The 21,619-nt window shown below is 48.2% G+C and carries 20 protein-coding genes; 2 read left to right on the top strand and 18 right to left on the bottom strand.

All coding sequences use genetic code 11. From position 1 onward, the window contains the following. Positions 1-13: 13 nt before the first annotated feature. Positions 14-268, bottom strand: coding sequence for a hypothetical protein (locus GKG41_RS10005; RefSeq protein WP_154258370.1), 255 nt, complete (start codon positions 266-268; stop codon positions 14-16). A gap of 19 nt (positions 269-287) precedes the next feature. Continuing rightward, a complete protein-coding gene (locus GKG41_RS10010; protein WP_154258371.1) occupies positions 288-569 on the bottom strand; it encodes an HU family DNA-binding protein in 282 nt (93 codons plus the stop codon). 150 nt (positions 570-719) lie between these two features. Here GKG41_RS10010 and GKG41_RS10015 point away from each other — a divergent pair, with 150 nt between their 5' ends. Then, positions 720-2,171: a GntR family transcriptional regulator gene (locus GKG41_RS10015; protein ID WP_154258372.1), complete on the top strand. Its 1,452-nt coding sequence runs from the start codon at positions 720-722 to the stop codon at positions 2,169-2,171. A gap of 3 nt (positions 2,172-2,174) precedes the next feature. Here GKG41_RS10015 and GKG41_RS10020 read toward each other — a convergent pair whose 3' ends face one another. The 3 genes from GKG41_RS10020 to GKG41_RS10030 form a co-directional block, all read right to left on the bottom strand. Beyond that, on the bottom strand, positions 2,175-3,077 hold the full coding sequence (locus tag GKG41_RS10020) for a helicase associated domain-containing protein (protein WP_154258373.1): 903 nt from the start codon (positions 3,075-3,077) through the stop codon (positions 2,175-2,177). A gap of 368 nt (positions 3,078-3,445) precedes the next feature. Further along, positions 3,446-4,282: a tyrosine-type recombinase/integrase gene (locus tag GKG41_RS10025; RefSeq protein WP_072852895.1), complete on the bottom strand. Its 837-nt coding sequence runs from the start codon at positions 4,280-4,282 to the stop codon at positions 3,446-3,448. A 295-nt stretch (positions 4,283-4,577) separates the two neighbouring features. Further along, entirely contained in the window at positions 4,578-5,444 is an 867-nt protein-coding gene (locus GKG41_RS10030; RefSeq protein ID WP_154258374.1) for a LysR family transcriptional regulator, read from the bottom strand. Positions 5,445-5,565: 121 nt separating this feature from the next. Here GKG41_RS10030 and proB point away from each other — a divergent pair, with 121 nt between their 5' ends. Beyond that, the gene (gene proB / locus GKG41_RS10035) at positions 5,566-6,360 is read left to right on the top strand and encodes a glutamate 5-kinase (protein WP_154258375.1); all 795 of its coding nucleotides are present in this window, start codon (positions 5,566-5,568) and stop codon (positions 6,358-6,360) included. Here proB and GKG41_RS10040 read toward each other — a convergent pair. The 13 genes from GKG41_RS10040 to GKG41_RS10100 all read right to left on the bottom strand — a co-directional run bounded on the left by GKG41_RS10040 (position 6,343) and on the right by GKG41_RS10100 (position 21,244). Further along, positions 6,343-7,095, bottom strand: coding sequence for a hypothetical protein (locus GKG41_RS10040; RefSeq protein ID WP_154258376.1), 753 nt, complete (start codon positions 7,093-7,095; stop codon positions 6,343-6,345). The two genes, proB and GKG41_RS10040, sit on opposite strands and share 18 nt — an antisense overlap. 134 nt (positions 7,096-7,229) lie before the next feature. After that, the gene (locus GKG41_RS10045) at positions 7,230-8,513 is read right to left on the bottom strand and encodes a GHKL domain-containing protein (RefSeq protein ID WP_154258377.1); all 1,284 of its coding nucleotides are present in this window, start codon (positions 8,511-8,513) and stop codon (positions 7,230-7,232) included. Beyond that, the gene (locus GKG41_RS10050; protein WP_154258378.1) at positions 8,513-9,226 is read right to left on the bottom strand and encodes a LytTR family DNA-binding domain-containing protein; all 714 of its coding nucleotides are present in this window, start codon (positions 9,224-9,226) and stop codon (positions 8,513-8,515) included. Before GKG41_RS10050 ends, GKG41_RS10045 begins: the two co-directional genes overlap by 1 nt. A gap of 21 nt (positions 9,227-9,247) precedes the next feature. Continuing rightward, positions 9,248-13,462, bottom strand: coding sequence for a leucine-rich repeat protein (locus tag GKG41_RS10055; RefSeq protein WP_154258379.1), 4,215 nt, complete (start codon positions 13,460-13,462; stop codon positions 9,248-9,250). 81 nt (positions 13,463-13,543) lie between these two features. Beyond that, a complete protein-coding gene (locus GKG41_RS10060) occupies positions 13,544-14,152 on the bottom strand; it encodes an LPXTG cell wall anchor domain-containing protein (RefSeq protein ID WP_154258380.1) in 609 nt (202 codons plus the stop codon). Between the two features lie 55 nt (positions 14,153-14,207). Continuing rightward, positions 14,208-15,209, bottom strand: coding sequence for an LCP family protein (locus GKG41_RS10065; RefSeq protein WP_154258381.1), 1,002 nt, complete (start codon positions 15,207-15,209; stop codon positions 14,208-14,210). Continuing rightward, a complete protein-coding gene (srtB, locus tag GKG41_RS10070) occupies positions 15,199-15,981 on the bottom strand; it encodes a class B sortase (protein WP_226904267.1) in 783 nt (260 codons plus the stop codon). Before srtB ends, GKG41_RS10065 begins: the two co-directional genes overlap by 11 nt. After that, entirely contained in the window at positions 15,965-16,741 is a 777-nt protein-coding gene (locus tag GKG41_RS10075; protein ID WP_154258382.1) for a Wzz/FepE/Etk N-terminal domain-containing protein, read from the bottom strand. The genes srtB and GKG41_RS10075 overlap by 17 nt, the downstream gene beginning before the upstream one ends. Positions 16,742-16,779: 38 nt before the next feature. Then, positions 16,780-17,472 carry a CpsD/CapB family tyrosine-protein kinase gene (locus tag GKG41_RS10080; RefSeq protein ID WP_226904268.1) on the bottom strand — a complete coding sequence of 231 codons (693 nt, stop codon included), beginning with the start codon at positions 17,470-17,472 and terminating at the stop codon, positions 16,780-16,782. Next, a complete protein-coding gene (locus tag GKG41_RS10085; protein WP_154258383.1) occupies positions 17,453-18,187 on the bottom strand; it encodes a CpsB/CapC family capsule biosynthesis tyrosine phosphatase in 735 nt (244 codons plus the stop codon). Before GKG41_RS10085 ends, GKG41_RS10080 begins: the two co-directional genes overlap by 20 nt. Positions 18,188-18,231: 44 nt before the next feature. Beyond that, on the bottom strand, positions 18,232-18,987 hold the full coding sequence (locus GKG41_RS10090; RefSeq protein WP_154258384.1) for an immunoglobulin-like domain-containing protein: 756 nt from the start codon (positions 18,985-18,987) through the stop codon (positions 18,232-18,234). A gap of 160 nt (positions 18,988-19,147) precedes the next feature. Further along, positions 19,148-19,669, bottom strand: a complete 522-nt coding sequence (locus GKG41_RS10095) for a VanZ family protein (protein ID WP_154258385.1) — start codon at positions 19,667-19,669, stop codon at positions 19,148-19,150. Between the two features lie 39 nt (positions 19,670-19,708). After that, positions 19,709-21,244, bottom strand: a complete 1,536-nt coding sequence (locus GKG41_RS10100; RefSeq protein WP_347563319.1) for a BCCT family transporter — start codon at positions 21,242-21,244, stop codon at positions 19,709-19,711. Positions 21,245-21,619 lie beyond the last annotated feature (375 nt).

Consider the following 21,619-nt stretch of genomic DNA (forward strand, 5'->3'; position numbering starts at 1 on the left):
TGTCCTCCGGGCGTTAGCCCCGATACAGCGAATACTCCCCAAGAAATTCCGCCGCCTGCTCTGCCGTTTCAAACTCTCTTTGTTCCCCTGTAATGTACTGCACTGCGTCCTTCCACTCCCGCAAATCATATTCCCGCGCATCCAGCCCCCGGATCACATGCTGGATACAGGGCAGTTCCCAAGGCTGGTGCAAGTCTGACAGAAAGCCGCATCCCATTCTCCCTGCAATCACTTCCAAAAGCTCCTGTCTTCTTTCTTTTTTCTCCATTATCCTTCCTCCCGGCAAATCATTTTTCTTTTGGCAGCTGTATCTTTAACCGCTGTTTCATCCCGCTGTTCTCCCTGAAAACAACTTTATAGCGGCTGTCTTTGGGTGTCCTGGGGGAACCCTCCGCCACAGCCCCGGTGCGCAGTTTTACACTGAACACACCGAATTCCGTCCCCAGATCTACCTTATGTCCCCGGGCCAGCTCCTCCACAATTTCACTTAAAAATAAAGCAATGATCTGCTCCGTCTGTTCTCTCCCGCATCCGGTTTTCCGGCTGCATACTTCTAACAAATTGTCCAAGAATATCACTTCCTAACTCTTTTTTGCTGCTTTCCTCTGGTTATGTTATGATGTCTGTTGCCAGACAGTTATTAACTCATTCTGCAAAACACCCATCCGGGGAATACTAATCTTATAAACCCAGCTTATCAAATCAACGGAGGTGACCCTTTGCAGTCAAAACTACATGCATACGAGATTGTCTATACAATCCTAAAAGAGCAGATTCTAAACAGTCAGCTGGAATACGGCAGCCAGCTGCCTTCAGTCCGCCAGCTTGCCCAACAGCACCGCGTGGGCACAAAAACCATAAAAACCGTCCTGAAGCTTCTTCAGAGGGATGGCCTGATCCGTACCCGGGAGAGACAGCGGGCTGTGGTTATCTACCAGGCGCCGTTTCTAAAAAAGGAAAATGCCTCTGTCCGATCCATTGTCAGAAAGCGCACGGCCATCTTAGACATCTACCGGACTATGGAACTCCTCATGCCTGAAATCCTCGCTTTCTGCGCCAAATCAGTCAGCGTATATGAACTGCCGAGCTATGAAAAGGCTGTGAAATGGATCAAACGGCCCAGACTCACCGGGAGCTGGCAGCTCTGCTCAAATATAATACATGACGTACTTCTCTCCTCCGGCAACTTTCTTATCAGCAGCTTTTACGCATCCCTGGAGATCTACGCGGAAGTACCCTTTCTGGCAGAATACCAGCGCCTCATTACCGGCTATACTCCATATACCGAATTACACCACGCGGACTGGCTCTTAGATTGTCTGCAGTCCGACAGTTATACGGTACAGCGCAGCTTTGCCGCCCACTACCGCGCGGTCCTTCAAACTGCGGAAAAATCCTTTGACCTGCTGACGGCTCTGCATCCGGATGTCAGAGATGACGGGGAGCCTGCCTTCAACTGGAACGCAGGATGGGGATGGGATTCTCTCTATAAAAAAATCGGCAGGGATCTGGTAGAAAAAATCGGCACCGGCATATATTCTCCGGGAACGCTGCTTCCATCCCAGTCCAGTCTGGGAAAAGAATACCAGGTGTCCTTATCTACCATACGTAAAGCACTGAAGGTCCTTCAGTCCCTGGGGTTTATCGAGACCATCAACGGCAGGGGAAGTGTGGTGCTCCCCCACGAAAAATGGCGAATCCACCAAAGGTCCCGGCATCCAAACCACCGGCAGGATACCTTTATGTTTTTATGCGGCCTGCAGCTCATCACCTTCCTCATCCGCCCTGTCGCTGCATTGGTCATTGACCGGCAGGACACAGCGCTGGAGCAGGAACTGCAGGACCGTTTCGCCCGCTCTCCCAAGAGCTGTCTGAAGGAATGGATGGACTGCCTGCTGCCCCGCGTGCCTTTGTACCCGCTGAAAGTGATTTTAGGAGAAGTCACAGACATCTTAAATTGGGGGTATTTTTATTCCTTTTACACCAGTACCAGTCCAAGTATGCAGAAATTAAACAAACTGGGGGAACACGCATTTCTCTCTCTGCAAAAGGGAGATCGGGAGGGCTGCCTCAGGGATCTCAACGAGGGATATATGTACCTGTTTCAAACCATTCACAGCTCCTGCATCCAAAGAGGAGAATCCGGGGCCGGACTGCTGAAGGTTCCCTAAAAGCTATAAGGGCGTCTTCGTACTGCCAAAGGGATAGATTCCCAGACCCTCCAACCGCATTTTTCTGTCCTCTGCCACCTTTCCCCTGGTAAGCGCCGTCCTCTGAAGAGAAATCCAGTTTCCCATGCTGCGCCCGTCCGGCGCCTTCACGGAGGGTCTCAGGGGCAGACAGCCATACTGGTTTTTATACTCCTCGATCCACCGGACCATGGCATTCCACTTTTCCTCCCTCACCCGGTCAAGCCCCCAAACCATGGAAATCTGTTCCAGGGCTTTTACCTGCTCCCGGGACAGCGGCCTGCGGCCATTAGCGCCCCAATACCGCTCCCGCTGTACAAAGATCCAGCTCCCCAGCCGGTCCCCGTCTGCAGTTTGATAGGAAGCCGGAACCAATAGGTTCCCGTGTTTCTGGTAATACATCTCTGCCAGCCGGAGCCAGTCCTTCCAGTCTTTTCGCTCATAAAAGCTCCAGATCATGTCAAAACGCTCCAGATCCCGTATCTGCTTCTCTGCCAGATAACCTCCCTTGTACTTTTTCCGCTGTTCTTTGATCCAATAGCCCAGCTGACATCCGTTTTTAGCAGTATAATCTGTGGGCACATCCAGGTCCCCATATTCCTGATGATATTCCTGCACCATAGCCATCCAGGTCTCCCACGAGAGCCGCTTCTCCAGCTTCCACACCATGCCGATGCGTTCCAGCGCAAGGCAGCGTTCCCGGTCCAGGGAGGACGGAATCACTCCATTATGCATGGCTCTCTGCCGTTCAATCCAGCGTCCCAGGCGATACCCGTCTGCCGTCACATAGTCGTGGGGAACCAGCAGATTCCCAAAAGTATCCGCATACGCCCTGGCATTCTGATACCATTCTTCCCACTGTTGTCTTCGATACGTTCTCTCTCCCATATCTGTTACCGCATCCTAATCCGCTTGCCGTATTTCTCCCCCAGCCAATGCCGGAGGGCTTGACTGCCGTTTACTCCTTCAGGTATTACATAATATTCATTATGTGACATTCTTGCCGGCTAGTACATAAATATTGTGTCACATATGAATAATTCATACTATATAATAGCACCAAACGTCTTTTTTCTCAAGGGAAAATAGGCGTTTCAGGGCGTTTTTTAAAAAAAGGCAGCAAAAACAAGCCGATGGTGAAGCATGCTTCTGTCGGCTTTGTTTCTGCGCCTTTTTTACTATTTTCCGACATATGAGCAAAAGTATCCGGGCCCTTTTGCCTGGCTCATACACCCCAATAGGTCACATAATGAATATTATGTTGTGAGCAGTATCTTTTGTACCTGTTCCATACGGCTGATATGCTGATCCCCGGTCTCCATGGTGTAGATTCTTGTGGTATTTATGCTGCTGTGTCCAAGCAGATCCGCCAGACGAACGATGTCTTTTTCTATGCTGTAGAAGACTCTTGCAAAAAGGTGCCTGAGATTATGGGGGAAGACCTTTTCCGGCGCCACCTCCGCTGTTCTGCACAATTCTTTCATCTTTCTCCAGATATAACTCCTGTCCAGGGGTTTTTTATTTTTCCCTAAAAATACCGGACCGCTTTGAAGACCTGTTTTTTTCATATACTCCTTGAGCAGCTTTTGCAGAGGTCCCGGAATAAAAATGATCCGTGTCTTATTCTTGCAGTTTACCGCTGCTTTTCCCTGGTACACTGCTTCTGCCGTGATATACTGCAGCTCCGAGACACGGATTCCCGTCCCGCAGATTGTCTGCAGTACATAGGAAGTCTGGGTGCCCGCTGCCGCCTGTACCAGACGCTTATATTCCTGGCGGGTAAGTTCCTTTTCCTCCCGGCAGAAAATCTGCCTCTGGATCTTCAGAAGTCTGACACAGCATTTCTGCATGCCGAAAAACCGCAGAAATCCGTTTACTGCCACGAGCATAGAATTCACACTTACCGGGGCATAGTTCTGCGCCAGATATTCTTTGTAGGCAATGGTCTCTTCCTTGCTGACGGTACGATCCTCCAGAAATGCGAGAAAATGTCGGATATCCCGCATATACTTTTCAAGAGTTGCCTGACTTTTCTCCTCTTGTCTCAGGCATTTCTCATACACAGATAATTCATGATTTGTGATACGCTGCATGTATATTCCTCCAAAATCTATTTTTACATATTATCATTTCCGACACATGCAATAATATGTAACTATATAAAATCAAATCCAGCCGGAGGTATGAGCTGACGCGGAGTATATCGTTCATATCCTGGTCATGGGATTTTATACTAGATATTGTAAAAAATTCCATACTGTAAAATCAACGCCGATCTGTGACCCTGGGCATAAAGGTGAGGCGGCTGCAGACATGAGAAAAGACACCTCATATCTGAAGTGTCCTTTCATCCTCTGTAGTAAAGGGGCGTTCCATATTTCCGAAAACTTAGCGATATTGCAGATAGTCTAAAAACCGTTTCACTGAGAGAGAAGCTTTTTTCTTACTCCGAAGAGCAATGCCTATTTTTCGGTATGCGGGAACATCTAATTCTTTTGCGATAATCCGATATGGAACACGCTTTAGAATCAATTCCGGTAAGATACTGATGCCAAGACCGCTTTCCACCATTGACATAATCGCGTAGTCATCCCATGTGGTAAAATGTACTTTAGGTGTCAAGTTACAGCGTTCAAATATTTCTGAGACCTCAGCTTTGGCGCCCTTTTCCAAGAGCATAAACGGTTCGTCACAGAGGGCCACAACCGGAAACTTCTCAAGGTGTGCCAACGGGTGATGTTCCGGCAATATGGCGAGCAGTCTGTCCTGCTCTAAAAAAATCGTTTCAAATTCAGGGCAGGTTGGCAAACGCAGGAAGCCGCAGTCCACACGTCCGTTCAATATCCATTCTTCAATTTCCGTATAGTCTCCAAGCAGCAGCTCATAATCAATGTTCGGGTACACCTTTTGAAATTCTCTGATAATTTTCGGAAGCCAGTGTGCGGCCACACTGGAAAGCGTACCGATACGGATAAGTCCCGATTGCAGACCGTTCAGTTCATTCACTTCCATTTGCAGCTTCTCATATTCCCTGCAGACATTTTCTGCATGAGGAAGCAGCTTCATACCGTCGCTGGTCAGCTTTACACCGGATTTTCCTCTCTCCAGCAAAACGAGTTTCCACTCCTTTTCCAAGTCATTAATCATACGGCTAATGCCAGATTGAGAATAGTTCAAACGCTCAGCAGCTTTTGTAAAACTGCCGTATTCAACGGTTTTAACAAACGCCATGTATTTTTGAATATTCATATCCATATGTATCACCCTGTTTTTAATATCTGGTTTTATTATGATTCCCATGCTAAACATTCGCTTTTGTAATTATATGATAAATGGTAGACTGTAAACAAAATAAAGTCAAGCAGGAGTGTGTGATATGGGACTTTACCAAAACAGAATCGTGATAAAGGTGGGGACTTCCACTCTTACAAATGAAATGGGAAAAAGCGATCTGCGTTCCTTTGACCGGCTCGCATGTGTCCTGTCTGATATTCAAAATATGGGCTATGAAGTAATTTTGGTATCTTCCGGCGCAATTGCAGTTGGAACAAATAAGCTAAAAATGAAAGAGCATCCTTCCAGCATGCGGATGAAACAGGCGGCAGCCGCAGTAGGTCAGTGCAGCATTATGCATCTGTATGACAAATTCTTTGGGGATTATGATAAAACAATCGCCCAAATTCTGCTAAATGCGGAAGATATTGAACAGGAAGAAAAAAAAGAAAACCTGACAAATACCTTTAATGCGCTTCTTGAAATGGGAATTATCCCCGTTGTGAATGAAAACGACTCCGTAAGCTATACGGAAATTGAGTCCGCCGAAAGATTGTTTGGGGACAATGATATGCTTTCCGCTGTTGTTGCGGTTCTATGCCGGGCAAAACAGCTGATTATATTATCCGATATAAATGGTCTGTACGACGCAGATCCCCGCCTTTACCCAAATGCAAAGCTGATAAACCGGATCGAGCAGATTGACGAAACCGTATATTGTCTTGCAGGCAGCGCTGGTTCCCGCCGGGGTACAGGCGGTATGCGCACAAAGCTGCAGGCTGCGTCTCTTGCCACAGCTCAGGGCATTGATACCATAATTGCCAATGGCAAAAGACCGCAGTCGATATACGATATTGTCAAAGGCGTAAACGCAGGTACGCTATTTGTGGGGAAATAATATTTCCTCTCCCCACTGTTCCATCTTCCTCTCGTACTCTGCTTCCAGATGTTCCAGCCTCTCTTCTACCTCTTGCGAATACTTCTCTGCATTCAGGTTTCCCATCACGGCACGGATCAAAGGCTCATCCAGATGGAGCTTCCATTCCCCGTCTTTCTGATAAAGGGTGGCAGTGACCACTTCCGTACGGGTTCCTTCTGCCTGCTCCAGATAAGTAAGGACCCTGCCTTTGTCATAGTCTAACTCGGACAGACTGCGTACCAGCTGCCCCAGTCCGGTTCCGTCAACTTTGATCATATCCTCCATTATGTGAATCGTATAATGCCCCATAACGTCCGTCATATCCGTATTGGTGATCTCCAAATCAATCTCTGCTTTATCGCCCTGCCTTCGTACCTCACCCAGATTCCAGGACAGGTTTCTGACAACCTCTTCTGCAAACCGCTTATTGGCCTTGTATTTTTTCCCTTTTTTCATCCCCGGCTGCTGCAGCTCGTTAAATATCCGGTATTCCCGTTCTGTGGGAATCCCCAGCCAATTTTTATAGGTTTTTACATAATTGTCGGAATATTGGTTACATGTTTTGAAATCCAGCTCCTTTACTGCCTCCAGGACATTTTCCACTGCATCTGCAGGAGTCCCGGCCTTTGTCACACCGCCTTTTCCTCCGCAGGCAGTCATACACAGGGACAAAATCACAATGGTCAGTATTCCTCTGCCGGCTGCTTTTTTCATGGGCGTTATCCTCCTCTGCTGCTCTTTGTTCTAACTCCCATAGTACCCAGTCCCCTGTGAGGATTCAACAGGGAGAGCACCATTAGACGGTCAGAAAGCAAAAAAAGGCGCCTCTTTTCGGCAGACAGACGGCATTACTGCTGCACAGGAAACATGGCCGCGAAATAAAACCATCCGTCCCTGCACTGCAGTGTACTTGTTCCATGATTTTTCTTTATCACTTCTTCCACATTAAGCAGCCCGATTCCATGTCCGGGTCCTTGTTTTCCGGAATTCACCACCTTATTTCCCCTTATCTCCACAGGCTCTTTTACCGGGTTTCGGACGGAAAGGATCAGCTGTTCCTCTTCCTGTATCATCTTAAACTGTATCACCTTTTTTCCGCCTTCCAGCTTTTCACATGCCTCTATGGCATTGTCCAGCAGGTTTACCAGCAGAGTAACCAGGTCCTCATCCTCCATTGTCAGTCCGGAAAGAGCGTTTACTGCCAAAACCATGGCAATGCCCTTTTCCTCTGCGTACCGGTATTTTTGGTTTAATACTACATTTACCACCGTGTGATTGGCATTTACCGTATCTGCGCTCTTCTTAAGGCTACCCGCCAACTTTGCCACATAGCCGGCAGTCTCCTCTTCCTTTCCCTCTGCCAGCAGCCCCTGTATGCAGGTGAGCTGGTTTTTATAGTCGTGGAGGAATTTTCTCTGCTGCTCATAGCTTCTTCGCATGTTCTGATACACAGCCATCTGGTTCCTGGTCCGCTCCTGGGAAAGCCGCAGGTTCTGCATCTCCTCTTCCTTTTCCAGGATATCTCCTGTAAAGTACAGGGAAATTGCAAAAAACACCCCAAACCCCATAATTACTACAAGTCTTGCCGCGGCATTCACTGCGCTGCTGTCCCAGAGCACCATACTGAGAGCCACAGCCACTACCATGCAGCATACTGGCAGATATCCGAAACGAATCCATCCAGCGCCTGAGCGAAGCCGGCTTCTCCTCCTGCAGCGGAAATGAAACAAAAGCGTAAGTAAAACCAGAACCCCTATGGCCAAAGGCTCTATCATCTGCTCCGGGATCACATGTCCCCAGGGCAGAGCATAGAGCACCGCCCCGGTGAATATCTCCGTCATCCAGAAAACTGCACAGAGCAGCACCGTCAGTACAAAATTCTGCAGAATCCTGAGCTGATAATAGATCTGTGCCACTATAAAGACAATCAGTATCAGACGCACAGGCTGAAGAATAAAGGGAGGAATCCGGGTAAATGAAATCACCAGAAATCCCAGTGTGAACCCCAGCAGGCTTGTGCTGCCGAGCCATTTCACCTTCGGTCTCCGCCTCTTCGTCAGTGTCTCAAAGTAAATCTTGCAGCACAGCCCCATCAGCAGGGATAATCCAAGGCTTCTCAGCACAGTTCCCATCACAATGCCCCCTTATAAGCCACAAACGCCTCTTTTACCGCCTGGTATCTGCGGCGGGGTACGGAAAGCTCTCCTCCCACATCCAGCTCGGCTTTGTAATTGCTGATTCTTTGGATGTGCTTCATATTCACCAAATAACTCTTGTGGATCCGCAGAAATCCATGTCCCTCCAGCTTCTTTTCTATGTGATCCAGCTTGTCGTAAATGGTAAGATTTATCAGCTTTGATTCCAGACAGAAAAAGACTGCTTTGTGCTTCCTGCTCTCAATATATAAAATATTGTCCGTGTACAGCCTCTGTTCCCCCTCCAGAAAGGAGAAGGATACCTGCCGCAGCTGCCGCTTTCTCAGTATGGCATCCATACATTCCTCCACTGCGGTGTCCAGGGTATCTTTCAGAATATACCGCACGGCATTTACCTTATAGCCTTCCAGGACATAGTTGAAAAATGCTGTGACAAACACAATCTCTGTCCGGGACTGAAAGGCGCGAATCTGCTGGGCCGTCTCAATGCCGTCAATGGCATTCATACTAATGTCCAGAAAAACAATGTCATATTGTACAATATTTTCCCTGCGGCTCAGAAAATCCTCCCCGGAGAGAAACCGAGTGATGGCATACTCCAGCTGCCGCTTCTTGAGATACCCTGCCAGAAGCGTCTGTATTCGGTCTCTGTAATACTTTTCGTCATCACATATAGCAATTTGCAGCATAAGAATCTCACTTTCCGTCAGTTATCTAATCCAGCGGCCATCGGCCCCTACATAAGAATTTCCTACCCAGGTGTTAACTGCCATGGCTCCGCTTCCGTTAAAATAATACCAGTCCCTTCCAATCTTCTGCCATCCGGTCTGCATCGCTCCGCTTCCGCTCAGGTAGTACCAGGTCTTTCCGTCCAGTACCCAGCCCGTCTGCATCGCCCCGCTTCCGTTCAGGTAATACCAGGTTCCTCCGATCCTCTCCCAGCCGGTCTGCATCGCCCCGCTTCCGTTCAGGTAATACCAGGTTTTTCCAGTCCGCAACCAGCCCGTCTGCATCGCTCCGCTTCCGTTCAGATAGTACCAGGCGCTGCCGGATTTCACCCACCCGGTCTGCATGATACCCTCCGAATTCAGATAGTACCAGGTTCCTGACGGCCGGATCCAGCCGGTCTTGCGGTACCCTCCCTCATCGAAATAATACCATTTTCCGTCAATCAGTTCCCACTTGCTTTTTGGATAGCCGCCGTGGGCATAGGCATACCACCATCCCCTGGCATCTGACCGCCAAACCCCTGAGATATAGATGGCAAATTCTTTTATCACAGTCCCTGTCCAGCTGCCCTTCCCTGTAATCACAATCTTTCCGGTTCCCGGGTTCTTATTGTCTCTGTAAGAGAGCGTATAGTCTGTTCCTTCGATCAGTATATTTCCCTCTGCATCTTTTACCGTTACAGACGGCTTTATCTCTTTTCCTGTGTAGACTGCCTTCTCCGAAGAGGTGACAGACGCCGTGTTCAGCTCCTTAATTTCTCTCTCATGATAGGTGAGATACAGTTCATTATTATAGATATCCAGCGTCAGCTCTGCCTCAGGAGCATCTGCCTCATATCCCTGGATCGCAATGGCTGCTTCCCTCACCGTCTCACCCGCCGTCCCTTCTCTGGTGACGGAAGGGCTGATAAATCTGCCGTTTCCATCTACATAGTGCACAGTGTAGGATACTTTATCGGGAAGGATTGTAATAGGATAGGAAGTATTTTGATCTCCATAAAACACCTGCACGGAGCTTTCTCCGATGGTCCGCGCAGTCACGGCAGCGGTCCATCCCTCCCGGATGACTTCAGAAGCTCCGCTGCTGTACTGCACCGTAAGCTCCATACCGGCGGTGTCAGCGTCGTCAAACAGGCGGTATTCCAGCTTATCCGGCAGTTTGCTCACCGATATACTCTCCACCTTAGGTTCTTTGGGTACGAAAGCAGATCCGCTTTCTTCTGCGATCACCTCCCCTGAGGTCCCGGCAATCCCGGCGACTTCGGCAAGGGGAGCATTCTCAAAGCATTGTTCCCCGAATACGGCATTCTCTGAGAGAATTCCCATTCCTTCCAGCGCCGTACAGCCCGCAAAGGCCCGGGCGCCCACGGCGGCTGCGGAATAGGGGATCTCTGTCTGGCCCAGGCTGACACAGTTAGCAAATGCTTCCTCCCCGATCTCCCTGATTCCTTCCCCCATAGAGAGGACGGCAAGACCGGTACAGTCCGCGAAAGCAGACGCCTCCACGGTATGCACCCCGCTTCCTATATAAACCTCTGTCAGATTCGTGCATCCCCGGAAAGCCTGGGATCCTACGGCTATTCCCTCCGCCTCGATCACCAGTGTCTGTATATTGGTATCCCCCAAAAACGCATTGTCTGCAATCCGGCTCACCGGATATCCCAGAACCTCATGGGGAATGACCAGGTGCTTGGGCGTCTCCTCCAGCGCATATCCAGTCACTGTAAATGTTCCGTCCCCGTTTGGTATCCCCTTCAGATTCGTTGCCTCATCCCTCAGAATCTGGGCTTTGCACATTTCCAGATATTTCTCTACACTATATTTATCGTATATGGTCTGGGCATCTTTCAGTCTCTGTTTGGTGCGGGTATAGCCAGGTTTGTCTACCAGCTTTTGTGTCAGTGTAATGTCCCGCTGCAGAGACTTCAGGTACGTCCCGTAGAGGATTTTATATTTTTCTATCTGATCCTCTATGTCATCCGGACACACGCCCTGATTTTTGTATTCCAGAAACGTAATCTGCTGTCCGGTAATCAGCCTGGCGCGTATACAGTCAGTAAAAGAACGCTGTATTGTGGCTTTTATGGTCTTATCCGCATTGGGAAGCATAAGGCCCATAATCTCTGCGGTTCCCGCCACAACCAGCTGTGCCACCATAGTTACCGCCTCTTCACCGGCGCTTCCGCTTTTCCAGAAGCGGCTGACCAAATTTAGCAGTTTTTCATCTGCATGACCGGAGATCCACCCTAAGGCTTTGCCGGAAAAGAACTTCTCCAGAAAGAATGCTGCGGGTGTGTTCTCATTGAGGCTGATCTCCTTTTCCAGAAGATCCAGTCCCCGGTACAGCTCCGACTGGATGCCATACTGTCTGCATTCTTCCTTTAATTCACCAATCAGCGTCTTATCCGTCTCAAGGAGAAGAATGCCTGTCACTAAAATATCTCCCACAGACAGGGCCGAATTCAGCTTCTTTAAGTCCTTGCTGATTCTTCCGAAATCACTTTCACACTGCTTCAGCAAAGAGATGCACTTCTTCTTTGAGAGATCCGGGACTGCCTGATGGAGCGCATCCGCCCAAAGCTCCACATTAATGGTATCTCCTGCCTCCAGGATGGCGTTCAAACCCTTCAGTTCCTTCAGCACTTCCCCCGTTTGGCTCTTCAGGCTGTCAAAATAGCGTTCCTTCTCTGACAGGTCACTGATAAACTCCTGGGTCTGTTCCTTGAGGAGCTTATCGTAGAGCCGTTCATAGGGGCTGTATGGCAGACCAAGTATATCGCACAGTATTCCCAGATGCTCCTCCAGCAGAATGCTGGTGCCCCCTTCCTTCAGCGCGTACTGGTATGAAGACAGAAAATTATGCTTGTACACTTCATCCAGGGCGCCGGCTGTAGCGTCCCACATGAACTGCTCCACCTGAGAAACGGAAGTATTGCTCAGATACTGGGGGTATTCTGTAAACAGCTCCAGATCTGTGATCTCCCGGGACGGCTGGGTGTCAGAAATGGTGGGATCCGGCCTGTCCAGCATGGTCCCCGGCTCCATATACTTTAGAGGCGTCTCAATGGCCTCTGGAGCGCCGTCCATATTCTTACTGTATTCGTTAAATCCCCAGACCCAGACACTTCCGTCCTTTTTCACCGCAAAGGAGAAGTCCGAGAGCTTTACGCATTCCACCTCATCCATGATTTTAACAAATTCTGTGGTGCTTCCCTCCGTTCCATTTCCAAGGGCGCCCCAACTGTCCCCTCCGGTTGTCCACAGGGTACCGTCATTTTTCACCACAGCAGAAAAACCGGTTCCAAAAGTGTCCGCCATCTTCACGTCTTCCATTACCATAACCGGCTCTGTGGAATTCTCTCTGGTTCCGTTTCCAAACTTGCCCCCGTTTTCTCCCCAGAACCACAATGTCCCGTCGGTCTTCAATACGGCAAACGTCCCGTTTTCTCCCACACTCACGTCGGCCACCCCATCCATCACAGGGCTTGGTACCGGGCTGTCCTCTGTAGTCCCGTCCAGAAGCTGCCCCATGTCATTCCTTCCCCAGATCAGCAAAGTCCCATCGGTTGTTATAGCCGCAAAGTTGCCGCTTCCCATGACTGCTTTCTGCACATTGTCCAGCAGCTTCACCGGGTGGTATATTTTTTTCTCCTCCGTAATCTCCTTTTCCACAAATATCCCATTGTCATTGGCTCCCCAGAACCACAGGCTGCCGTCCTTTTTCACTGCAAAAGACATTAGATTCCCCGTAGATGCCTGCGCCACCTCATCCATCACCTGTACAGGTTCCGCATGATTCCCGTAAGGCGATTCGATCCCCAGGGTACCGCTCTGGTTATTTCCCCACATCCACAGACTGTCATCTTCCTTTACCGCCAGGCCATTGGTATGGGAAATCACCGCAGACACCACATTATCCATAACTTTTTCCGGGGCGGATACATCACTGAAGCTCCCGTTGCCCAGCTGCCCCCAGTTATTGGGCCCCCAGGTCCAGAGACTGTTATCCTTTTTCACGATTCCGTGGGCGGCATTTACGCCGCTTCCGCTGTGAGAAACCCTTGTCCTGTAGTCAAGCTCCCTCACCCCTGTATCTGACGGTTTCCCTTCATTTGCCGCCCTGAGGCTAATCGGCTGGCTCAGGAAAACAGTAAACGCAGTTACACAGGCAATCAGCCTTTTCGCAGTCTTTTTCATGATAAATCCTCCCTCGTATGTTTATCATTAGGATACTAAAAGAAAAAGCCCGGAAATCTCCGGGCTTATAACCTTACCTTCTTATGCTTCTTTTCTCTTCCTTGAATAAGTAACAGCCATTCCGCCCAATGCGATAACAGCTACGATACCAGCCATTCCGAGAACATTGAATTCTCCGGTCTTTGGAGATGTAGCAGAAGAGCTTGCTGCTTCTGCCGCTTCTTTGTCTACTACGAAAGCTACTGGGGATAAAGAATCGAATGTAGCGGAAATCGTTCCATCACCGGACTTTACATCCTTTGTTATTCTTTCCCATGCAGACCCATTATAATGCAGAACTGCTACTGTACTTCCGGCTTTCACACCCGGTACCTGGAATGTAATAGTTACAGGGAATGTTGTCCCTTCCGGAACCGATACTTCCTTAACGTCTACTACCTGCATGCCCTCTTTAAAGTCATCACCCAAAAGTTCCTTAACCTTAGCTTCCGTTTTTACTTCTTCAACCGCTGCTTTGTATTCTTCCGGAACCTCTTTGATCTCAACTGTTACTGCATTGCCGCTGGCATCAACAGCACTCTCAATCTTGGTTACTACACCGCTTACGCTTACACTGGGTAAAGCGAACGCAGTTACCGCAGTTGCTACAGTCAGCACTGCTGCGCTTAATAAAGCAATCATTTTTTTCATTACTTTTATCCTCCTGTCTTTTACTCCTCACTTGAAACATGAGTTCATTATAACACTATTGGTCCACTTTGTAAAACATCTCCATCAATAAATCCTTTAATTTTGCCTCGTCGATGATGTATTCTTCATGCTCTTCCCCGCTGCGGACCTCCCCGGGTACATACTCCGTCTCATCGTAGAGAAGCTGATATTCCGACAGCTGGTTGATCTGGTCCGCGCTCAGGTCTGTCACCATATAAGAGGACACCAGGGGGTAAAAGGTTTCATAGTAATCCCCGGCCTTGCCTGCTTTTCCTTTCAGAGCTGATATCAGTGCGGGCAGATACTGTACCTGGCGCTCCATGCGCTCATTGTTGCTGCCTTCTTGGTTCGTATTCCGATAGCGGACATACTTTTCTGCCTGTTCACCAGTGAGAGTGATGGTGCTCCCCTCTGTGAAGGCAGGATCAATTCTCGTATAATCTTTTGGAACAGTAATGGTCACACCGCCCACAGCATCGTTGATGGTACTGATAGCCTCTATGTTCAGGGAAATATAGCCGTCAATGGGCAGATCATACAGCAACTCAGATACTGTTTTTTTCATTGCATAGCAGCTGCTCTGTCCCCCGTTGCCGTAGGCATACTGAGTGGCTAACTGCGCCTGAACTGTGGTATAGTAATTCCCGTTAGCATCGTAGATATCAACATCCGTCATGGAATCTCTGGATAACTGGAGAATCCTGGCCGTCTTGTCCTTTTTATTCAATGACAAGATCATAACACTGTCCGCCTGGCCGGCCTTCCCCGGAGTATCCTGGAGCACAATCTGTTCCTTTTTATCCACCCCCATAAATAAAATATTTTCTATATCACGGTTATACCGGTACTCCTGCCCCTGATAATACACAGCATCTGCGCTTACCGGGGCAGTGGTCCCGGCAGTATCTTCACCGGATACTGCATCTCTCTTCTCTTCCATCCTTCCGGCCAGCCAGAAGATCAGGCCGCCTATGATCAGCAGAAGGATAAGAATAAGTATAGTCAAAATCACTGTTTTTTTCTTTTTACTGTTCATCTGTCAGCACCGCCTCCACAAGAAACCTCTGCTGCACATTCCCATTGCAGGTGGACAGCGTCAAAATCCGGTTCTCTGCACTTACGGAAATGTCATCCCTCACATAGCTGGCCATGCTCCGGGCATCCCGGAGGGAATCCAGAAATTCCTGGAACTGCGTCTCCTGGGTAAAGTCAAAGCTTCTCAGAATATGTCTGTTGTCATAGGTCACTGCTGCAAATACCTGATAGGTATAAATGTGCTCCGGTGTGTATATATAAATCAGCGGATGCTCTTCCATGTACGTACTGTCCATGTATTTCTTCAGATGTCCGAACATCGTGCCGTCCCGCATATCGTGTCCGTAGATCACGGTGTTAGGGTCGGTAAAGTCCCTTTTGTTCAGAGATTCTGTGAATATAGAACCCGGAAGCCCCTCTGCCCCCTCCACGGTATGATTCAGGTAGTAGGTGTCATCCTCCGGCCGCTGAACCACGGGATAGTCTACTTCGGTATCCGGAATACGGATCCAGGCATAGATCTCAGGATTCGTGCTCTGCAGCCCTGGAAAATCAATGGGAATCTCCGGCTTTTCTTCCTCCGCAGGAGGCGGAGTTTCCGCTTTTGGAGGTTTTTCCTCTTGTTCCGGCTCCTCTTTCACCTGGTTCTGCTCTGCCATTTTCTCATACACAGCTTCTTTTTTCTGCTGGCTGGTGTAATAATATATTCCGAAACAGACAGCTCCCAGAAAGATTACAAAAAATACCCAGAATAATTTATTGTTTCTTTTCACTCAATGCCTCTTTCTTATGTTCCTTCAGCGCGCGCTGCTTCCCGACTTTTTCCTTTTCTCTGCTCTTTACATAAGGTATAGTTGCCAATGTAGGAAGTCCGAGATATTTCTCAACGTCTTCTTCTGTCTGAATGTTGTCATTCAGCATAAAGCGGATGACAAGGACTGCGCATACCAGGACAATACCTACCAGAAAGCCAATGGCTGTATTCTTCTTCATGCTGGGGCTTACCGGCTTCTCAGAAACCTCTGCGGGTTCTACCGTAGTGGGGGGATCTGCTTTCATAATGTCAGCCATCCGATCAGCCGTCTCACCTGCCACCGCATTGGCTACAATGCAGGCATCCTGGGGATTGGCTGAGGTTGCGGAGATTGTCAGAATACGGGTCCCTGTCTTGTTACTCACCTGAATCATCTCCAAAATATCCTTTCTTGTAAAGGTTTTCCCATCTTCCTCTTTGAGCCGCTCAATTGCAGCATCGATCACAGGTTTACTAGTTGCAATCACCTCAAAATCGGCGGTAAGCTCTGTACCTATCTGAATATCTGCCAGGGAGGTCACGCTGGTAGTTTTGTTCAATATATAGAGCAGGGCATTGGACTGGTACATAGGAGTCAGCAGACCTGCCGTGATACCAAGGGCTATGATCCCCCCCATAAATGCACAGATAGCGATGAGCCACCATTTCCGCAACAGTACATGGAGAAGGGCACCCAGGTCAATTTCAATTTCATCTTCAAATTCTCTGTTCATGTTCATCTTGTTCCCCTTTTGGAATGTATTTCACGTTTTCTCTTTTAGTAATAGCTGGTGTACTTTCCATAGTAACCGCCGTATTTCTTCCCATAATATCCATTGCCCTTATAATCTACTTTATTCAGGACAACGCCCAGGACATTGCTGTTGGCAGCCTTCAGCTGGCCCACCACGCTTTTAGCCTCATTCCTGGAGGATTTGTCCGCTGCCAGGACAAGGACGGAACCGTCGCATATCTTGGCAATCACTGCCGCGTCGATGACACTTCCAAGAGGCGGTGTGTCTACAACTATGTAATCAAAGGTACCCTTAAGCCCCGCCACCAGTTTTTCGAATCTTCCATTGCTCAAGAGCTCCGTGGGATTGCTGGGAAAGATCCCTGAGGGAATCATAAATAAATTTTTCTTATTGGTGGAATAGATCACATCATTGGCTCCCGCCTGTCCGGACAGCAGATGGCTGAGTCCTTTGGAGGGATTCTTCAAATTAAGTCTGTGAACCAGAACGGATTTCCTAAGATCCGCATCTACAAACAATGTATTCTTTCCGCTCTCTGCCAGAGCAAGAGAAAGGTTATAGGACACCACGGATTTTCCGTCGTTGGGTGTGCAGCTTGTAACCGCTATGGCCCGGTTCTCCACACCTGTAAACTCCAGATTGGTTCTGAGGGTACGGTAGACCTCTTTCTCCCGGTTGCTCAGCTCCACATCATCTCTAATTTCTAACTTCTCCACTGATATTTTCTCCTCTCAGTAATTTTTCAGGATTATCTCTGGTAATACTTCTCACACAGTCTTTCCCTGCCTTTTTTTCCAGATAAGCAAGGCACTCCTGCATCTTCGGCCGCCTGTGCTCCCATCCATGGGCGTCGGTTCCTATAAAATGAATCAGGTCACGGCGCGCCAGCCGCAGAAGAAAGCGCCGCATCTGCCACCCGGCCCGTCCGGTCAAACTGGATGCATTGACCTGGATATAAGCGCCTATATTAACAATCTCTGCAATCTTTTCTTCCTTCAGCAGGTTTTCATAGCGTTCTACATGTGCCAGCACCGGCAGATAACCGGCGTAGCGGAGCTTCTGAACCGCCCTCCGGATATAACTGAACTCTTCGTAAATCGGAAATTCCACCAGCACATACCGGGTATGATTCAGGGTAAGGGCGTCCCCGGAATCCAGGGCGTCTATGATTCCCTCACTATAAAATAACTCATTGCCGGGATATAAGGCTACCGGCAGCTTTGCCTTCTGAATATATTGGGAGAGGCTCTCAAAAGCTTCCGCCCTTTTTTCTATGACTGCCTGGTCCATGCCGCACTCAAAATGCGGGGTGGTTATGATGGCATCAATCTTCTCACTCACGGCAATGGCAAGCATCTTCTGGGACTCCATTATATCACCTGCACCGTCATCTATGCCTGGTAAGATATGGTTATGTACATCAATCAACAATATTCGTTCTCCTCATCTGTACTCTATCCTGCAGAATCCGTATTCTATTCAACAGTTACCTGAAGCTTCTCTACATTAGACTGATGTCCGTCACTGTCTGTCACGGAGTAGGATACCTCGTAAGTCCCGGCCTGTGAAGTCTTAACCTCTCCGCTTACACGAATTTTACGGTACAGATCTTCTCTTGAGTCCTTATCATCGGTAATCTCCCGGATGTAGTCCATGTAATTAAACTTTGTCCCTTTTTTCAGCGTTATCTGGTGCTCTGTCAGCCGGAAAGCGGGACTCCCTTCCGGAAGCTGGGAGATGGCAGCTTCCGTTTCATCCGCAGAGGGAGCCTGGGATTCCGGAGCGCCGCCTGTCTCCTGCGCTTCCGGAGTTTCTTCTCCCGTCTCCGGCGTCTCTTCTGCTGTATCCTTTGCCTCTGTGTCTGTATTCTGATCTTCCGGGGGCGCTTCGGTGTCTGCGCCGGCTGCACCCTGGTAGTTGATTTCACATTGATATTTGGTTACATTATTGTGCTTGTCAACGGCAACAAAGGTAACCGTTGCCTTATTTCCTGAAAGGGCAGGTACGATGCTTTCAACCATCAGGGTGTCAGAGACATCCCCGTCCTTTTTGTCAATGGCTGTTACTCCTCTTAAAAGTTCCTCTTTGTTCTGGCCTTCCGTGTAAGTAAGGTCAGTTGTCTCATCGATCTGTATTACAGGGCCTTCTCTGTCTGTTGTATATACTAAGCAGGCTACGCCGGCGGTTATGATGATACATCCCGCCAAAATTAAAATAACAGACTTCTTCATTTTTTGTTTTGCTCCTTCTTCTTTACATAATGTTCCAAAGTCCCCTAAATGTCTACGTTTTCAAGGACAATTGCCACAAAGGGATTTTATCATATCCAAGTAAATAAGTCCACTAAGTCTTCTGTCCGGCAAGATAGAAGGCAAACTATGCAGAGGGCAACTATCGCCTGACCACAGTATTCGTGAGCCAACAGCCTGCCATACACCCCAGTGCATTATGAATCATATCGTCCCATTCGAACAACCCCCTGCAAAATACCAGCTGGCAGGTTTCAATTACTGCAGATACCAGAAGTCCCCACAGCAGCCCCTGCCGCCAGGTTACTTTCCGGTGCAGAAGGATGGGAAGCAGTATTCCCATTGGAACAAGTAAAATGCAGTTCAGCAAATTTTCTTTCAGCAGCTCCCTGTTATGGTTTACGATGACTTCCCTCCAGGACCAGAAGGGCTGCAGTTCAAACTGCCGCTTGGAAGGCATCCTGGTAAATACAGTGGAGCCGAATACAACGGAAAGGAAAAGCAACAGAGATATTCCGGCCAGCGCCTGGGAAGGCTTTATCTTTTGATGCCGGAACAGATAACCTGCCGCAAACAGAGCAGCGGCCAGCAGCAAGGCGACACAGAGCATTTCCCGGGCCGTCCACGGTCTGTTATGTGTAATAAAAATCTGATATACGTCCAATTTGCTGCTCCTTTATTCTTTGCTTCGTATGCCGGTCAGCTACTTTTTCCCTTTCATGTACTTCTTGGCATCTTTTAAAAAGCTCCACACAATCAGTACCATTATAAAGCCGATAGGAAACGCGGAAACTATGCTCACTGACTGTAGGTTGCTCATAGAGCTTTCCGCAAATATAAGTGCAATGGGAAGCAAAATCAATAAAATGCACCACATCAGCTGGATTCCTCTGTGGGGCTGTTCCCCTTCCTCCAAAACGTGGTAGCTGTAACAGGATGCCGTCAGTGCAATAGAGTCAAATGAGGTAGCATAAAAAGCGATCATAGTTACCAATACTACCACTAACACCAAGGGGGCACAGGGCATGGTTCCGATAATATCCGTAATCAATCCGTAGGCATCTCCTGTCTCCTTATATTTTGCCAGGAAATCCGCAGCTCCATTCATCTGTTTTCCCAAAGAATAGTTTCCCAGGATAATAAAGCTCATGAGCGTAGAACCTACGCCAAAAACGTACCCGCCCAAAATGGTCTGTCTTACGGTACGCCCCCTGGAAATATTGCCGATAAAGAAGGGGGCGGCCACGCACCATACCATCCAGTACGCCCAGTAATAAATGGTCCAGTTTTGCGGAAAGGAGGTTGTCCTCTGTGGATCGGTGGCAGTTGCCAATTCAAAGAAATTCTGAACCATCCTACCCAGGGAAGAAAATCCTGTTTCTATGATATATCTGGTCTCCCCGCCGAAAAACAGAACGTATGCCAGAAGGCCAAAGAACAAGTAAATACATGCCTTTGCCAGAATACTGATTCCCTTAAAGCCGTGAAGCAATGAATATGTATAAATAAAGCAGGTAATGACAAGTATAACGGCTGTCACAACGGAACGATTGAGCTGGATGCCGAACAGACTGTTAATGATATCAACCATCAGCGGGGTCGCCACACTAAATGTAGTTGCTGTACCCGCCAGCAGGGCAATGACCGCCAAAAGGTCTATGAGACGGCCGGCTATGCCATCGGTATGTTTTCCAAGAACCGGGCGGCATGCCTCAGAATATTTCTGACGTTTTCTCTTTCTTACATGAAGCATAAATCCAAAAGCAACGGCAAGAACCAGATAAAAGCCCCAGGGAATCAGACTCCAATGAAATATGGGGTACACACTGGCCCAGTCCTGAATACTTCCCATCTCTGCGATATGCGGATCTGCCGCATACATGAACCATTCAGAGAAAGAATAAAACAGGATGTCTGCCGCCAGTCCGCAGGTAAACATCATGGAACCCCATGCAAAAAAGGAATATTTAGGTTTCTCTCCCGGATCTCCCAGAACTATGTCACCGTATTTTGACACAGCCACGTAGATGGAAACCAAAAATATGCCGAGTCCTATGATTAGGTAATAGGTTCCGAAGGTATTTCCGAAGAAATACCGGATTTGGCTCAATACGGCGTTGGATTGTTCGGGCATAAAAAAGAATAGAATACACAATACCACGATAAGCAGGAAGGGTACAAGGGTTATCATCCAGTCGACTTTTTTCTTGATTAAGTTTTTGTTAGAATTATTGTTCACTTTTTGTTCTCCATAAATGTAGTTTAGGCTCTTGGAAGTTACAGTCTTTTGCTGGTACAGAGTTGAGGCTGCTCAATTCTATCAGCACATTTAAGTTTATCTTCCTATGCTGGTTTTGTCAAATTTATATTATATCTTCTTTCTTACCGCCAAATAGCTCACAAACAGCTTCTGCCTGCGTCTGAATCGTACAAGCCGGTGCCTTTTGAACCAGTATTACTTTCCACGATTGCGGACATCATATTCTGTGGAACTCTCTACTAGAATAATAGAAACTTTTCCCAAGTCCTCTTTTTAATTCATTAACTACATATCGCGTATCAAGCTGACTCTTATATCGACATATGCACAATCCTACAGCAGCGTTATGATTAC

Origin of the sequence: Lactonifactor sp. BIOML-A5 (assembly GCF_009677585.1) — a bacterium.
GTDB lineage: Bacteria > Bacillota > Clostridia > Lachnospirales > Lachnospiraceae > Lactonifactor.

Coding starts and splice junctions, on each gene's coding strand:
- GKG41_RS10005 (WP_154258370.1), bottom strand. CDS start 268: ATGGAGAAAAAAGAAAGAAGACAGGAGCTTTTGGAAGTGATTGCAGGG.
- GKG41_RS10020 (WP_154258373.1), bottom strand. CDS start 3,077: ATGGGAGAGAGAACGTATCGAAGACAACAGTGGGAAGAATGGTATCAG.
- GKG41_RS10025 (WP_072852895.1), bottom strand. CDS start 4,282: ATGCAGCGTATCACAAATCATGAATTATCTGTGTATGAGAAATGCCTG.
- GKG41_RS10030 (WP_154258374.1), bottom strand. CDS start 5,444: ATGGATATGAATATTCAAAAATACATGGCGTTTGTTAAAACCGTTGAA.
- proB (WP_154258375.1), top strand. CDS start 5,566: ATGGGACTTTACCAAAACAGAATCGTGATAAAGGTGGGGACTTCCACT.
- GKG41_RS10040 (WP_154258376.1), bottom strand. CDS start 7,095: ATGAAAAAAGCAGCCGGCAGAGGAATACTGACCATTGTGATTTTGTCC.
- GKG41_RS10045 (WP_154258377.1), bottom strand. CDS start 8,513: ATGGGAACTGTGCTGAGAAGCCTTGGATTATCCCTGCTGATGGGGCTG.
- GKG41_RS10050 (WP_154258378.1), bottom strand. CDS start 9,226: ATGCTGCAAATTGCTATATGTGATGACGAAAAGTATTACAGAGACCGA.
- GKG41_RS10055 (WP_154258379.1), bottom strand. CDS start 13,462: ATGAAAAAGACTGCGAAAAGGCTGATTGCCTGTGTAACTGCGTTTACT.
- GKG41_RS10060 (WP_154258380.1), bottom strand. CDS start 14,152: ATGAAAAAAATGATTGCTTTATTAAGCGCAGCAGTGCTGACTGTAGCA.
- GKG41_RS10065 (WP_154258381.1), bottom strand. CDS start 15,209: ATGAACAGTAAAAAGAAAAAAACAGTGATTTTGACTATACTTATTCTT.
- GKG41_RS10075 (WP_154258382.1), bottom strand. CDS start 16,741: ATGAACATGAACAGAGAATTTGAAGATGAAATTGAAATTGACCTGGGT.
- GKG41_RS10090 (WP_154258384.1), bottom strand. CDS start 18,987: ATGAAGAAGTCTGTTATTTTAATTTTGGCGGGATGTATCATCATAACC.